Raw genomic sequence first — 15169 nt, 5'->3', positions numbered from 1 at the left:
TAAAAACATAAAGGTGTGAAAGAAATGTCACGTAAAAAAAATGAATTTTTTGAGTGGATGAAAGCTCTAGGTGTCGCCGTCTTGTTGGCGGTCGTCATTCGGACGTTTTTCTTTGCTCCGATTGTCGTTGATGGAGTTTCCATGATGCCGACATTACAAGACCAGGATCGAATGATCGTGAATAAAATCGGAACGAAGCTTGGTGAAATAAAACGCTTTGACATTGTCGTCTTTCATGCAACGGAAGAGAAAGACTACATTAAGCGTGTCATCGGTTTGCCTGGCGATCATATAGAATATAAAGATGACACCCTCTACATTAACGGCAAGAAGTATGAAGAGCCATACTTGGAAAAATATAAACAAAACGGCGTGGATGGCCCTTTAACAGAACCATTTAAACTTGAAGACATTATTGGAAGATCAACTGTGCCTGAAGGCGAATTGTTTGTTATGGGTGATAATAGAAGATACAGCAAAGACTCGCGGCATATAGGGACCATTCCGATTGAATCAGTTATGGGGAAAACTAATTTTGTTTATTGGCCGCTTTCTGAATTTGGAGTTGTAAAGTAGGTGAAGTAGATGACGATTCAATGGTTTCCAGGGCATATGGCAAAAGCGAGACGGCAAGTTGTTGAAAAATTGAAACTGATAGATATTGTCTATGAGCTTGTCGATGCCCGAATCCCTCAGTCATCGAGAAATCCGATGATTGATGACATTATTGCCAATAAAAAAAGAATTTTAATTTTAAATAAAAAGGATATGGCAGACGAAAGCATTACGAAAGAATGGATTCAGTACTACAAAGAACAGGGCATTGCATCAATAGCCATCGACTCGCAAACAGGATCAGGACTAAAACAAATCGTGCAGCTTTCAAAAGAACTGCTCGAAAAAGAACGTGAAAAAATGAAAGCAAAAGGGGTAAAACCAAGGGCGATCCGCGCATTAATTGTTGGAATTCCGAATGTCGGCAAATCAACGCTGATCAATCGCCTTGCAGGAAGAAACATTGCCAAAACCGGCGATCGTCCAGGCATAACGAAACAGCAAAGCTGGATCAAGACAGGAAAAGAATTGGAGCTGCTCGATACCCCAGGCATCCTTTGGCCGAAATTTGAAGATGAAGAAGTCGGGCTGAAGCTGGCTGCGACAGGCGCCATTAAGGATGAGATTTTAAATTTGCAGGATGTAGCAGCTTATGCGATGCGATACTTGATCAAGCATTATCCAGATCGTTTAATGGATCGCTATCAAATCGACAATCTACCAAATGAAAATGAAATCGTCGACTTATTTGATCATATTGGAAAAAAAAGAGGCTGTTTATCAGCTGGCGGCCTGATTGACTATGACAAGACGGCGGAAGTGTTCATAAGGGATGTTCGGACATTGAAGCTGGGGAAAATAAGTTTTGACCGGCCAAATGAATAAAGGCACGCATTCCGCGTGTCTATATTTTATTTTTAACAAAACTCGTTCACTTGAGAGAAGCGGTGCAATCGGCGCTTAACCGGTAATCGGTTTCCTTTCTTGACGGGCTAAGAGCTTCCAAAGAAGCTTTCGGGAAATAGTAAAAAAGTCTTGAAAGTCATTTGAGAATGGGCAAAAATAGACGCTTAATAAAATTGCAGCCGAGGAAGTGTTCATGTACAAACTATTCGAACGAAATTTACAAATGCAAATATTAAGGGAGAGGTTGAAGAAAGTTGAATTTAACGGCGAAGGAAATTGAAGAAAAGCTCTGTGCCATCCATGATATAAACGACCCTTTTTTTCTTGCCTGCCAAAAAGATGAGCGGAAAACCGTCCAAAAATTAGTAAAAAAATGGCTGAAGCAATATGAAAAAGAGCAGCAATTGAGACAGCAGTTTCAAAACATGTGCAAATACGAAAGAGCATTGAAAGAAAAGGGATTTCGAATGCTGGCAGGCATTGATGAAGTGGGAAGAGGGTGTCTTGCAGGTCCGGTCGTTGCTGCTTGCGTGATTTTGCCCGATGAATTTTATTTGCCGGGGCTGACGGACTCGAAAAAAATTTCGAAGCAAAAACGGGAAGAGTTTTTTCAATACATAATGGATCGGGCAGTAGATGTCGGCATTGGGTTTGTGTCGGCAAAAGAAATTGATGAACTAAACATTTACAATGCGACAAAAAAAGCAATGCTTTCAGCCATTGATCAGTTAAAGCAGGCAAAGCCGGATCATTTATTGATTGATGCTCTTGAATTACCAATTAATATTCCGCAGCTTTCCATCATTAAGGGTGATGAAAAAAGCATTACGATTGCAGCAAGCTCCTGCGTCGCAAAAGTTGTGAGAGACAGGTACATGGAAGAGCTGGGAAAGCAATTTCCGGAATACGGCTTTGAACGTCATGTGGGCTACGGCACAAAGCAGCATTTGGAAGCGATCGAGAAGCACGGTGTGACGGAGCATCATCGGAAAAGCTTTGCTCCTGTACAAGATGCGTTAAACTTTGTTAACGGGTGATAAGAATGAATGAAATATCTGCTCTTCTTAGGAAGATAAGTCTTCAATCTCTTTTTGATCCCGCGGCCAAAACATTTCAAGATCAAGAGATTGTGAAAGGAAAAGTGTTGAAAATTTATCCTAATTCTCATGCATTGCTTGCAATTGGAAAAATGAAATTAACCGCTGCTGTTGAGGCGGATATTCAAGCAATGAAAACTTATTGGTTTCAGACTGAAGTAACGGAAAGCGGAATCAGACTGAAGCTTTTGTTTCCGGAAAAAGATGAAGGTCATACAGGCCGGGCTATTCTTGAACATTTCCGCCTGCCTGCTGACAATACGGCCTCGCAGCTTATTGATTTGCTGCTGGAAAATGAAATTCCTTTTTCCAAAAAAGACTTGGCTCTTGCCATCAACATTTTGCAGTCCTTTAAGGGAAAAGCTCCTCGTGAAAGTTTATTTCAGGCGCTTCTCATCGCTTTTGAAAAAAAACTGCCAATTACGGAGCATGTCATCCGTCCTTTGCTGGCTGTTCAAGACGAGAAGAAGCTGTCTCAGCTCCTTTTTCAATTAGACGAAATGTTAAACAATAGCGGAAAAGCCGAGGACATGAAAGATCTAAACCGAAACCTGTTTCAGCTTACAAACCTTCGTTTTCTTTATAAAGCCGAAGAAGTGAACCAAATATTGCGAGAAAGAAATGACACCTTTTCCAAGCAATTGTTGAATAAGCTTGAATTTTGGATGAAAGAAAATCCGCTAGCCATTAAGCAGCTTATACTGAATGAAAACAGTGAGCATGCATTGCTTCAACCATTCACAAAAGACAAGGCGGACGGAAGTAGAATTGGACAAATGTTGAACGCGGAAGAAAAAAATACGCTGAAAGCGATGTTTCAGCAAAGCATCCACAACGTTTCCGCTCAAGAAGTGAAACAATTATTAAAAACAGCGATAGCCAAAATCGGCATATTTGAACATGCTGAAAGCAGTAGCGGTCAGAGTGAATGGCCATTAAAGACACTGCTTATAAAATATTTGCAAAATATGGAACATTCAAGTTTAAGAGGGGCGATGGAGCGCGCTTTAGATTACATAAACGGACAGCATTTTATGCGGGAACAAAAAGGACCTGTTGAACAATTTTTTATTCATGTCCCCATTCAGTTAGGAGAGCAATGGACGGATATTACAATCCAAATCAACGGAAAAAAAGACGAAACAGAAAAAATAAATCCTAATTTTTGCCGAATCGTTTTTTCATTGTATTTAAAAGAAATAAAAGAAACAGTAGTGGACGTATTCATACAAAATCGCGCTGTAAAAGTTACGATTTACAACGACATTCTTGAAGAAAGTGATATTGTTCAGCATTTGGGAAGCCTTCAGGAAAATTTAAAACAAATCAATTATGTTTTAACAGGAGTTTCTATCCAAAAGGGAAAAACGGATGAACAAACTCAAAAGGTCATTTCCGGACAACCTTACCAGAAGGTGGACATCAAAATATGAAAAAAGAAACAAAAGATTTAAAAGCTGTTGCCCTCAGCTATAACGATGAAAAGGACGCCGCGCCAAAAGTATCGGCAAAAGGTAAAGGGTATGTCGCTGAAAAAATCATTGAAAAAGCTAGAGAAAACAATGTTCCGATTCAAGAAGATCCCTCGCTTATTGAACTTTTGTCAGAAGTGGAAATAAATGAGCAAATTCCCGAGGAGCTTTATGAAGTGGTAGCTGAGCTTTTAAGCTTTATATACCGCTTAGACCAGCAAAGATGAAATAAACGACGTCTTTTTATAAAGAATGGTAGACAATGATGAAACATTTTTATACAATGAAAGCGCAGTCTAAAATTGCCTCGAAAAGGCTAAGATACATAAGTTAGGAGGATGGGAAATGAATATCCATGAGTACCAGGGGAAAGAAATCCTCAGAAAATACGGCGTCACGGTACCGAACGGCAAAGTTGCGTTTTCCGTTGAGGAAGCGGTTGAAGCTGCAAAAGAGCTGGGTACTGACGTAGTGGTAGTCAAAGCGCAAATTCATGCTGGCGGCCGCGGAAAAGCTGGCGGAGTAAAAGTAGCGAAAAGTTTAGAAGAGGTTCGCGAGTATGCTAGTGAATTGTTAGGAAAAACGCTCGTTACACATCAAACAGGACCAGAAGGAAAAGAAGTCAAACGTCTTTTAATTGAAGAAGGCTGTGACATTAAAAAAGAATATTATGTTGGTTTTGTTGTTGATCGCGCAACCTCCCGCGTTGTTTTGATGGCGTCTGAAGAAGGCGGCACCGAAATTGAAGAAGTGGCAGCGAAAACACCGGAAAAAATCTTCAAAGAATATATTGATCCGGCAGTAGGACTTCAACCTTTCCAAGCTCGCCGAATCGCATTTAACATTAACATTCCGAAAGAATTAGTCGGACAAGCTGTTAAATTTATGTTGGGACTTTATCAAGTATTTGTCGAAAAGGATTGCTCCATTGCGGAAATTAACCCGCTTGTCGTTACAGGCGACGGAAAGGTTATGGCTTTGGATGCCAAACTAAACTTTGACTCCAATGCATTATACCGTCAAAAAGATGTGTTGGAATATCGTGATTTAGATGAGGAAAATCCGAAAGAAATTGAAGCTTCAAAATATGATTTAAGCTACATAGCTCTTGATGGCAATATCGGGTGCATGGTAAACGGAGCAGGTCTTGCCATGGCAACGATGGATATTATTAAATATTACGGCGGTGAACCAGCAAATTTCCTAGATGTCGGCGGCGGCGCAACGGCAGAAAAAGTTACGGAAGCGTTTAAAATTATTTTGTCGGATGAAAACGTAAAAGGGATTTTCGTCAATATCTTTGGAGGCATTATGAAATGCGATGTCATCGCACAAGGTGTCGTGGAGGCGACAAAACAAGTTGGCTTGACGATCCCGCTAGTCGTTCGTCTTGAGGGAACGAATGTTGAGCTTGGTAAAAAAATACTAGAAGAGTCAGGCCTAAATATTACATCTGCAGAGTCTATGGCAGACGGGGCGCAAAAAATCGTTTCATTAGTGAAATAGGAAAGCGAGGGAGAAGAATGAGCGTATTTATTAATAAAGATACAAAAGTAATCGTTCAGGGGATTACTGGATCTACTGCGTTATTCCATACGAAACAAATGCTTGAATACGGAACGAAGATTGTCGGCGGGACATCCCCAGGCAAAGGCGGTCAGGAAGTCGAAGGAGTTCCGGTTTTCAACACGGTTGAAGAAGCGGTGAAACAAACCGGTGCCAATGCTTCCGTTATTTATGTCCCAGCTCCTTTTGCAGCGGATGCCATTATGGAAGCGGTTGATGCGGAGCTTGACCTAGTCATCTGTATTACAGAACATATTCCGGTTTTAGACATGGTCAAAGTAAAAAGATACATGGAAGGAAAGAAAACTCGATTAATCGGACCGAACTGCCCTGGAGTCATCACACCTGGCGAATGTAAAATCGGCATTATGCCTGGATATATCCACACTAAGGGGCATGTCGGAGTCGTTTCCCGTTCAGGTACTTTGACATATGAAGCGGTTCATCAGCTTTCGCAAGCAGGCATTGGTCAGTCAACGGCTGTTGGAATTGGCGGGGACCCTGTAAACGGCACAAACTTCATTGATGTGCTAAAAGCATTTAACGAAGATCCGGAAACATATGCCGTCATTATGATTGGTGAAATCGGGGGTACAGCGGAAGAAGAAGCAGCTGAATGGATTAAAGCAAACATGACAAAACCAGTCGTAGGATTTATCGGCGGACAAACAGCACCTCCAGGAAAACGCATGGGACATGCGGGCGCAATTATTTCCGGAGGTAAAGGAACAGCAGCGGAAAAAATTAAGAAAATGAATGAATGTGGTATTAAAGTCGCAGATACTCCTTCCGTCATTGGTGAGACGTTAATCTCAGTTTTAAAAGAAAAAGGTTTATATGAAAAATGCAAAACTCATTAAAACAAAAGGAGTAGCCACAAGGCTATTCCTTCTTTATAGAATTGAGGTGAGGGCTATTAATCCTAGAAATTTATTAATAAAACTCGCTCATTGCAAAGGTGCGGTAAAGAGAAGAATCGTTCAGCTTTTTGAACAGGAAGGCATGTATGAAGAAGCTCTGCATCTAACGCCTCAAACATTAGCCACCCGTCTGTTTATTCCTCCTAAAAACTATTCAACGTTTATAGAAGATTACCAATCCATTTCAACGGAGAGCCTGCTAAACTATTATAAAAACAGGAATATCCACCTGATTACAATCATTGATTCCCATTATCCAACGTATTTAAAGCATATTTTTGATCCGCCTCCCGTTTTATTTTGCCAAGGGGATATTAGTCTATTAAAAAATATCCGAAATTTAAGCGTTGTCGGAACCCGTCATGCAACGAAATATGGCTGCGACCTTGTTCAATATTTTGTTACGCATTTGGCGAAGCAAAAATGGACGATAATCAGCGGGCTTGCCCTCGGTATTGATGCGAAAGCCCATTGGACGGCCATTGAGGAAAATTCGAAAACAATTGCCGTAATCGCTGGCGGATTTGATCATATTTATCCGAAAGAAAACATGGAGCTGGCTAAAATCATCCAAAAGGAGCATCTTCTCCTCTCTGAGCATCCTCCATATAAAAGACCGGAAAAATGGATGTTTCCAATGCGAAATAGAATTATTAGCGGATTAAGCTTAGGAACCTTTGTTGCTCAAGCTTCCAAACGAAGCGGTTCTCTCATCACTGCCCAGCATGCTTTGGAACAAGGGAGAATCGTTTTTTCACCCCCGGTGCCATTATTTGATCCATTATTTCAAGGGAATATACAATTGTTAAAGGAAGGGGCAGCGCTTGCCCTGTCACCTGATGAGATTATAGAAGAATTAAAGCCGATGTATGAAGAAGAATAATTTTTTTGCGTCTAAAGGCGGAAGATGATGAATACTGTTTGACAAAATGCATTGGAATATTTAATAATAGTGAAGATTATTTTAACAGTTGAATGATCAACAATCATTTTCATAAACTGATGCATAAAAAGAGAGAAAACCTCTTAAGGAGGAAAAATGAATGTCGGACTACTTAGTCATTGTGGAGTCGCCAGCAAAGGCGAAAACAATTGAAAAGTATTTAGGAAAAAAATATACCGTGAAGGCTTCAATGGGCCATGTTCGGGACTTGCCTAAAAGTCAAATGGGAGTTGACATAGAACACAATTTTCAACCAAAATACATCACGATAAGAGGGAAAGGGCCGGTTCTGAAAGAGCTCAAGAACGCTGCCAAAAAGGCGAAAAAAGTTTTTCTTGCAGCCGACCCGGACAGAGAGGGAGAGGCGATTGCGTGGCATTTAGCGCAAAGCTTAGATATTGATATCCAATCCGATTGCCGCGTTGTGTTTAATGAAATTACAAAAGATGCGATCAAAGATTCTTTTAAATCGCCAAGAGCTATTAACATGGATTTAGTTGATGCCCAGCAGGCAAGAAGGGTATTAGACAGGCTGGTCGGCTACAATATCAGCCCGATCCTTTGGAAAAAGGTAAAGAAGGGTTTAAGTGCCGGGAGAGTTCAATCTGTTGCTGTCCGTCTAATTATCGATCGTGAAAATGAAATTAAACATTTCAAGCCTGAGGAATATTGGACGATTAACGGAGACTTTCTTAAAGGAACGGAGTCGTTTGAAGCTGCTTTTTGGGGTGTTGAAGGCAAAAAAAAGGATTTGAAAACAGAAGAAGATGTAAAACAGGTGCTCCAAAAAGTTATTGGAAATGAGTTTACCGTAACGAAAGTAACAAAAAAAGAACGGAGAAGAAATCCTGCACCTCCATTTACAACTTCCTCTTTACAGCAGGAAGCTGCAAGGAAACTCAATTTCCGTGCGAAGAAAACGATGATGGTAGCACAACAGCTGTATGAAGGAATTGACCTCGGCAAGGAAGGCACTGTCGGATTGATTACTTATATGCGTACCGATTCCACGCGAATTTCAGACACAGCGAAATCGGAGGCAATCAGTTATATTGAAAAGATGTTTGGCAGTGAATATGCGCAAGCAAAAACGAGAGGAAGTCAGAAATCAGGCAATGTTCAGGATGCACACGAAGCGATACGGCCGACCAGCGCTTTTCGAAATCCGGATGGAATAAAAGACTTTTTAACAAAAGACCAATATAAATTATACAAACTGATTTGGGAACGATTTATCGCGAGCCAAATGTCGCCGGCTGTCATGGATACGATGAGCGTTGATTTGGAGAACAATGGTGTTATGTTCCGTGCAAACGGTTCAAAAATCAAATTCCATGGTTTTATGAAAGTATATGTAGAAGGGACGGACGATCAAGAAGAAGATAAAAGCAATCGTCTTTTGCCTGATCTTCAGGAAGGGGATAAAATCTTTTCAAAAGATTTAAAACCGGAGCAGCACTTTACACAGCCGCCTCCAAGGTATACGGAAGCGAGGCTTGTCAAAACGCTGGAGGAATTAGGCATAGGACGTCCTTCTACATATGCACCGACGCTCGATACCATTCAAAGAAGAGGGTATGTTGCGCTTGAAAACAAACGATTTGTCCCAACAGAACTTGGCCAAATTGTCCACGAGCTGATGATGGAATTTTTCCCTGAAATTTTGGATGTGGAATTTACTGCGAAAATGGAGCATGATTTAGATGATATAGAAGAAGGAAAAGTAAATTGGGTAAAAATTATTGATGAATTTTATCATGATTTTTCAAAGAATGTTAAAAAAGCCGAAAATGAAATGGAAAAGGTAGAAATAAAAGATGAATATGCCGGTGTAAAGTGTGAAAAATGCGGAAGCGAAATGGTTTACAAAATGGGAAGGTACGGAAAATTTTTGGCTTGCTCCAATTTTCCAGACTGCCGTAATACAAAACCAATTTTAAAAGAAATCGGTTTGAAATGTCCGAAATGCCATGAGGGAAATATTGTGGAGAGAAAGTCGAAGAGACGCCGCGTATTTTATGGATGTGACCGTTACCCAGAGTGCGATTTTATTTCTTGGGAAAAGCCGGTTGAAAGAAAATGCCCGAAATGTGGAGAAATTTTGGTAGAAAAACGTTTGAAAAAAGGTGTTCAAGTGCAATGTTCTTCTTGTGACTATAAAGAAGAACCGCAGCGTTAACAAATATCTTCTCTTTGGTGAGCAATGTAAGGCTCACCTTCTTCATGGAGATATTTCGGCAGCTTTTTCACGAAAACACAACAAGAAGAGAGCTTTTAAAAAGACGGAGGAGTGCTAAAATGAACAATCAAGTTGTCAACGTTATCGGTGCTGGGCTAGCTGGAAGCGAAGCGGCATGGCAAATTGCCAAAAGAGGAATTCAAGTTCGCTTGTACGAAATGCGTCCAAAAAAGCAAACTCCAGCCCATCATACGGATAAATTTGCTGAACTGGTCTGCTCTAATTCGTTGAGAGCCAATTCTTTGACAAATGCAGTCGGAGTATTGAAAGAAGAAATGAGAATGTGCGACTCCGTAATTATTTCGGCTGCTGATCAATGTTCCGTTCCGGCTGGGGGTGCACTTGCCGTTGATCGCCACGAATTTGCGGATATCGTCACTAAACGGGTGAAAGAACATCCCAATATTACCGTCTTTCACGAAGAAGTGACGGACATTCCAGAAGGGCCGACGGTAATAGCGACAGGACCTTTAACTTCAGAAGCATTATCGGAAGCATTAAAAAAGCTTACTGGCGAGGAATATTTATATTTTTACGACGCAGCCGCACCGATAATTGAAAAAGACAGCATTGATATGGAAAAAGTATATTTGAAATCAAGATACGACAAAGGGGAGGCTGCATATTTAAACTGTCCGATGACAGAGGAAGAGTTCGACCGCTTTTATGAGGCATTAATCAGCGCGGAAACTGTTCCCCTAAAAGAATTTGAGAAGGAAATCTTTTTTGAAGGATGCATGCCGATTGAAGTCATGGCAAAGAGAGGAAAGAAAACGCTTCTTTTCGGACCGATGAAACCTGTCGGCTTGGAGCATCCCGAAACAGGAAAGCGTCCTTTTGCCGTCGTTCAGCTGCGGCAAGATAATGCGGCAGGGACTTTGTATAATATCGTCGGCTTCCAAACTCATCTAAAATGGGGTCCGCAAAAGGAAATCATTCAGATGATTCCGGGGCTTGAAAAGGCGGAAATTGTCAGATATGGAGTGATGCATCGAAATACGTTTATCAATTCCCCGAAACTGCTTAGACCAACTTATCAATATAAAGGGCGCGAGGATTTGTTTTTCGCCGGACAAATGACTGGCGTAGAAGGCTATGTTGAGTCAGCTGCTTCCGGATTAATAGCAGGCATTAATGCGGCATGCCTCGTTTTGGGAAAGGAATTGATTGAATTTCCTGATGAAACAGCAATGGGAAGCATGGCAAAGTATATTACAACGGCAGATCCGAATAATTTTCAGCCGATGAATGCGAATTTTGGTCTTTTTAAACCGCTTGACACCCACATTAAAGTGAAAAAAGAAAGAAATGAACAATTGGCAAAAAGAGCACTTCAAACTATTCAAAAAATTTCGAAAAAATTATAAAATGGATTGAAAGGGCTACTGCAAATGTGATACGATTTAGTAGCCCTTTGTGAGGTGCTAAGAGTGGAAAATGTTAAGAATTATTTAAATTTATTCATTGAATATTTACAAATTGAAAAAAATTATTCACAATATACAATTGTGAATTATCTGCATGACTTGAATGATTTTTTTTCTTTTATGGAAAAAGAAGGGTTAGAAAGGCTGGATGAAGTTCAATATTCAGATATACGTATTTTTTTGACGGATTTAAGCAAAAAGTATTCCAAAACATCCATTTCCCGTAAAATTTCAAGCATTAGAACTTTTTATCATTTTCTTTTGCGGGAAAAATATGTAACGGACAATCCTTTTTCTTTAGTGTCACTTCCGAAGCAAAAAAAAGCGATCCCTAGATTTTTGTTTGATGAGGAGCTGGAAATGCTGTTTTCCATTTCCGACCTGGATGATCCGCTCGGGCAGCGGAATCAATTGATTTTGGAATTTTTATATGGTACGGGAATCCGTGTAAGCGAATTATGCCAAATTCGCCTTGAAGACCTGGATTTTTCCATTGAGACCATTTTAGTAAATGGAAAAGGAAACAAACAGCGCTATGTGCCTTTCGGACGCTATGCACGTCAGGCAGCGGAACGATATATCCATGATGGCAGAAGCAAGCTGATGAAAAATCAGTCCGGACAGGATCATCGCTTTTTGTTTGTAAACCATCGGGGAAAGCCTTTAACAGCAAGGGGAGTTCGGTATATATTAAAACAGCTGATAGATGCTTCAGCAAAAAATCTGCATCTTCATCCGCATATGTTTAGGCATACTTTTGCGACTCACCTCTTAAATGCTGGAGCTGACTTAAGAAGTGTTCAAGAACTTTTGGGCCATGTTCATTTATCATCAACGCAAATTTATACCCATGTGTCAAAAGACCATTTGAAAAATGTTTATATGGCCTACCATCCACGAGCAAAAGATTCTTAAAGGGAGGCTTGCAATTGTCAACATTTCATGCGACAACGATTTTTGCCATTCGCCATAAAGGACAATGCGCGATGGCAGGTGATGGACAAGTAACACTTGGCAATCAAGTTGTGATGAAGCATACAGCACGAAAGGTCCGAAAAATTTATAATGGAAAAGTGCTTGCTGGATTTGCGGGATCTGTTGCTGATGCGTTTACGCTGTTTGAAAAGTTTGAAGGCAGCCTGGAAGAGTATAACGGCAATTTGGCAAGAGCGGCTGTGGAAATGGCAAAAGAGTGGCGAAGCGACAAAGTATTAAGACAATTAGAAGCAATGTTAATTGTGATGGATGCCCAAAAGCTTCTGCTCCTTTCTGGAACGGGTGAAGTAATCGAACCGGATGATGGCATTTTAGCTATCGGCTCAGGGGGAAATTATGCCCTTGCTGCAGGACGTGCATTGAAACAATATGCCGGTGAACAAATGTCTGCCAAAGAAATCGCTAAATCCGCTCTAGAAATAGCAGCAAATATTTGCGTTTTTACGAACAATAACATTATCGTTGAGGAACTTTAGAAAGGAGGGAGGCGAATGAAAAAAATGCAATTATCTCCGAAACAAATTGTTGAACGATTAGACCAATACATAGTCGGTCAGGAAGAAGCGAAAAAAGCGGTTGCTGTTGCGTTAAGAAATCGATACCGGAGAAGCCTATTGGATGAAAAAATTCGCGATGAAGTAGTTCCGAAAAACATTTTAATGATTGGTCCGACTGGGGTTGGAAAAACTGAAATTGCTAGGAGAATTGCAAAGCTCGTCGGCGCGCCCTTTGTAAAGGTGGAGGCAACAAAATTTACAGAAGTAGGGTATGTTGGGCGAGATGTGGAATCGATGGTTCGCGATTTAGTGGAAACTTCCGTCCGGCTTGTGAAGGAAGAAAAAATGCAGGAAGTAAGAGCTCAAGCGGAAGAAAACGCCAATCGCAGGCTGATCGAGCTCCTCGTTCCGAGTAAGAAAAAACAGGCTGCTTACAAAAATCCTTTAGAAATGCTTTTCGGAGGAAATCAACAAACAAATTCGTTCGAAACGCAGGGAGAAAATGAACAGGATCTAAAGGAGAAGCGGAGAGAAATCGCGCGCAAATTAGCAGCAGGCGAACTGGAAGATCATTTTGTTACGGTTGAAATTGAGGAACAGCAGCCCTCTATGTTCGATCTCCTGCAAGGGACAGGGATGGAGCAGATGGGCTTTAATATGCAGGATGCTTTGAACAGTCTTCTTCCAAAAAGGAAGAAAAAAAGAAAGCTTACTGTGAAAAACGCCCGAAAGGTTTTGACGAATGAAGAAGCAGCAAAACTGATTGATATGGACGAAGTGACACAGCTTGCCATTGAACGCGCGGAACAATCAGGCATCATTTTTATCGATGAAATCGACAAAATCGCCAAAAACGGCCACAACAGTTCTGGTGCTGATGTTTCCCGCGAAGGTGTGCAAAGAGATATACTTCCAATCGTGGAAGGATCTGCAGTTGTAACAAAATATGGCACCGTAAAAACCGATCATATACTCTTTATTGCAGCTGGCGCTTTTCACATGGCGAAGCCATCGGATTTAATCCCTGAATTGCAAGGACGTTTTCCGATTCGCGTGGAATTGAAAAAGCTAACGGCAGATGATTTTGTCCGAATTTTAATTGAACCGGATAATGCTTTATTAAAACAATATGAAGCATTATTGGAGACGGAAGGTATAAAATTAGAATTTTCTGACGAAGCTATTCGTAAAATTGCTGAAATTGCTTACCAAGTGAACCAAGATACAGATAATATTGGGGCAAGAAGGCTTCATACCATTTTAGAAAAACTGCTGGAAGACTTGTTGTTTGAAGCGCCGGATATAAATTTAGAAAAGGTTGTGATTACACCGAACTATGTGGAAGAAAAATTAAATAAAATTGTTCAAAACAAAGATTTAAGTCAATTTATTTTATAAAAAGTTGAAATTTTTTAGGAGGATTTGAGATCATGGAGTTATTAGAAAAAACAAGAAAAATTAATGCGATGCTGCAAAAGGCGGCAGGAAAACCTGTTAATTTTAAAGAAATGGCGGAAACATTAAGCGAAGTCATTGAGGCAAATATTTTTGTGCTCAGCCGCCGAGGAAAAGTATTAGGCTTCGGCTTGAACAAGCAAATAGATAATGACCGCATGAAAAAAATGCTGGAGGAAAGAAAATTTCCTGAAGAGTATACGAAAAGTTTATTTAATATTACCGAAACGTCACCAAATTTAGATGTATATAGCGAATATACTGCATTTCCTGTTGAGAACCGCGAGCTCTTTAAAAATGGATATACGACCATTGTTCCGATCATCGGAGGCGGAGACCGCTTAGGAACCCTTATATTATCTAGACTGGGAACCCAATTTAATGATGATGACCTAATATTGGCTGAATACGGGGCAACTGTTGTTGGAATGGAGATTTTAAGAGAAAAAGCTGAGGAAATTGAAGAGGAAGCGAGAAGCAAAGCGGTTGTCCAAATGGCGATCAGCTCTTTATCATACAGCGAACTCGAAGCGATCGAACACATTTTTGAAGAATTAAGCGGCACAGAGGGATTGCTAGTTGCAAGCAAAATTGCTGACCTCGTCGGCATTACCAGATCTGTGATCGTCAATGCGCTTCGCAAGTTAGAAAGCGCTGGTGTCATTGAATCTCGTTCTCTTGGTATGAAAGGCACATATATTAAAGTGTTAAACAACAAATTTTTAGTTGAACTAGAAAAATTAAAAAACCATTAAAAGAAAGCTGCTCTAAAGGTTTGTTTATCAAACCTTTTGAAGCAGCTTTTTATAAATGTTTTCTACAAATTTCTTCTTGAAAATCGGCTGATTTGTCCAATTTCAATAAGTTCTAACCTCCTACTTATCCCTCTGAAAAAGCTGCAGAATCAAATTCCAATGTTAAAAAAGTGATAGTCATTTAGAACTAGAAAAAAAATAATCGCAATGTACGACGATTTTTTACAAATTATACATAGACTTTAAGCTGTTTCTTTTTTAAAATAATATTTATAAATTAGCAAAATTCGACATTTTTACTTCTTATTTCTTTTGCAATACAAGATCATCATACTTTTGGA

Annotated in this window: 14 protein-coding genes; all 14 read left to right on the top strand. The window is 40.2% G+C overall.

Annotation, left to right across the window (positions count from 1 at the left end; translation table 11 throughout):
• The first annotated feature begins 24 nt into the window (after positions 1 to 24).
• The 14 genes from lepB (at position 25) to codY (ending at position 14828) form a co-directional block, all read left to right on the top strand.
• Entirely contained in the window at positions 25 to 576 is a 552-nt protein-coding gene (gene lepB / locus ACVIJU_RS12030) for a signal peptidase I (protein ID WP_063388423.1), read from the top strand.
• A 9-nt stretch (positions 577 to 585) separates the two neighbouring features.
• A complete protein-coding gene (gene ylqF, locus ACVIJU_RS12025) occupies positions 586 to 1440 on the top strand; it encodes a ribosome biogenesis GTPase YlqF (protein ID WP_130156304.1) in 855 nt (284 codons plus the stop codon).
• A 275-nt stretch (positions 1441 to 1715) separates the two neighbouring features.
• Entirely contained in the window at positions 1716 to 2498 is a 783-nt protein-coding gene (locus tag ACVIJU_RS12020) for a ribonuclease HII (RefSeq protein ID WP_456687644.1), read from the top strand.
• A 5-nt stretch (positions 2499 to 2503) separates the two neighbouring features.
• Positions 2504 to 3991, top strand: a complete 1488-nt coding sequence (locus ACVIJU_RS12015) for a hypothetical protein (protein WP_456687643.1) — start codon at positions 2504 to 2506, stop codon at positions 3989 to 3991.
• Positions 3988 to 4257, top strand: a complete 270-nt coding sequence (locus ACVIJU_RS12010) for an EscU/YscU/HrcU family type III secretion system export apparatus switch protein (protein ID WP_063388419.1) — start codon at positions 3988 to 3990, stop codon at positions 4255 to 4257. Before ACVIJU_RS12015 ends, ACVIJU_RS12010 begins: the two co-directional genes overlap by 4 nt.
• Positions 4258 to 4375: 118 nt before the next feature.
• A complete protein-coding gene (gene sucC / locus ACVIJU_RS12005) occupies positions 4376 to 5536 on the top strand; it encodes an ADP-forming succinate--CoA ligase subunit beta (RefSeq protein ID WP_063388418.1) in 1161 nt (386 codons plus the stop codon).
• A 17-nt stretch (positions 5537 to 5553) separates the two neighbouring features.
• Positions 5554 to 6456, top strand: a complete 903-nt coding sequence (gene sucD / locus ACVIJU_RS12000) for a succinate--CoA ligase subunit alpha (RefSeq protein WP_066246522.1) — start codon at positions 5554 to 5556, stop codon at positions 6454 to 6456.
• Positions 6434 to 7399 (top strand): DNA-processing protein DprA, encoded by a 966-nt coding sequence (dprA, locus tag ACVIJU_RS11995; RefSeq protein ID WP_456687642.1) that lies wholly within the window; start codon positions 6434 to 6436, stop codon positions 7397 to 7399. Before sucD ends, dprA begins: the two co-directional genes overlap by 23 nt.
• A gap of 160 nt (positions 7400 to 7559) precedes the next feature.
• On the top strand, positions 7560 to 9638 hold the full coding sequence (topA, locus tag ACVIJU_RS11990; RefSeq protein ID WP_063388416.1) for a type I DNA topoisomerase: 2079 nt from the start codon (positions 7560 to 7562) through the stop codon (positions 9636 to 9638).
• 119 nt (positions 9639 to 9757) lie between these two features.
• A complete protein-coding gene (gene trmFO / locus ACVIJU_RS11985) occupies positions 9758 to 11065 on the top strand; it encodes an FADH(2)-oxidizing methylenetetrahydrofolate--tRNA-(uracil(54)-C(5))-methyltransferase TrmFO (protein ID WP_066246520.1) in 1308 nt (435 codons plus the stop codon).
• Positions 11066 to 11128: 63 nt separating this feature from the next.
• Positions 11129 to 12040, top strand: a complete 912-nt coding sequence (xerC, locus tag ACVIJU_RS11980; protein ID WP_456687641.1) for a tyrosine recombinase XerC — start codon at positions 11129 to 11131, stop codon at positions 12038 to 12040.
• Positions 12041 to 12054: 14 nt separating this feature from the next.
• On the top strand, positions 12055 to 12597 hold the full coding sequence (gene hslV / locus ACVIJU_RS11975) for an ATP-dependent protease subunit HslV (protein WP_082829323.1): 543 nt from the start codon (positions 12055 to 12057) through the stop codon (positions 12595 to 12597).
• A 15-nt stretch (positions 12598 to 12612) separates the two neighbouring features.
• Positions 12613 to 14016: an HslU--HslV peptidase ATPase subunit gene (hslU, locus tag ACVIJU_RS11970; protein ID WP_063388413.1), complete on the top strand. Its 1404-nt coding sequence runs from the start codon at positions 12613 to 12615 to the stop codon at positions 14014 to 14016.
• A 32-nt stretch (positions 14017 to 14048) separates the two neighbouring features.
• A complete protein-coding gene (codY, locus tag ACVIJU_RS11965) occupies positions 14049 to 14828 on the top strand; it encodes a GTP-sensing pleiotropic transcriptional regulator CodY (protein ID WP_456687640.1) in 780 nt (259 codons plus the stop codon).
• The last annotated feature ends 341 nt before the right edge of the window (positions 14829 to 15169 follow it).

Source organism: Aeribacillus sp. SP014 (genome assembly GCF_054055575.1).
This window is presented reverse-complemented; position numbering and strand designations above follow the sequence as displayed.

What these genes read in the sequence shown, in the direction of transcription:
- codY (WP_456687640.1), top strand. Translation starts at nt 14,049, where the DNA reads ATGGAGTTATTAGAAAAAACAAGAAAAATTAATGCGATGCTGCAAAAG.
- topA (WP_063388416.1), top strand. Translation starts at nt 7,560, where the DNA reads ATGTCGGACTACTTAGTCATTGTGGAGTCGCCAGCAAAGGCGAAAACA.
- ACVIJU_RS12010 (WP_063388419.1), top strand. Translation starts at nt 3,988, where the DNA reads ATGAAAAAAGAAACAAAAGATTTAAAAGCTGTTGCCCTCAGCTATAAC.
- sucD (WP_066246522.1), top strand. Translation starts at nt 5,554, where the DNA reads ATGAGCGTATTTATTAATAAAGATACAAAAGTAATCGTTCAGGGGATT.
- ylqF (WP_130156304.1), top strand. Translation starts at nt 586, where the DNA reads ATGACGATTCAATGGTTTCCAGGGCATATGGCAAAAGCGAGACGGCAA.
- ACVIJU_RS12015 (WP_456687643.1), top strand. Translation starts at nt 2,504, where the DNA reads ATGAATGAAATATCTGCTCTTCTTAGGAAGATAAGTCTTCAATCTCTT.
- sucC (WP_063388418.1), top strand. Translation starts at nt 4,376, where the DNA reads ATGAATATCCATGAGTACCAGGGGAAAGAAATCCTCAGAAAATACGGC.
- hslU (WP_063388413.1), top strand. Translation starts at nt 12,613, where the DNA reads ATGAAAAAAATGCAATTATCTCCGAAACAAATTGTTGAACGATTAGAC.
- lepB (WP_063388423.1), top strand. Translation starts at nt 25, where the DNA reads ATGTCACGTAAAAAAAATGAATTTTTTGAGTGGATGAAAGCTCTAGGT.
- trmFO (WP_066246520.1), top strand. Translation starts at nt 9,758, where the DNA reads ATGAACAATCAAGTTGTCAACGTTATCGGTGCTGGGCTAGCTGGAAGC.
- dprA (WP_456687642.1), top strand. Translation starts at nt 6,434, where the DNA reads ATGAAAAATGCAAAACTCATTAAAACAAAAGGAGTAGCCACAAGGCTA.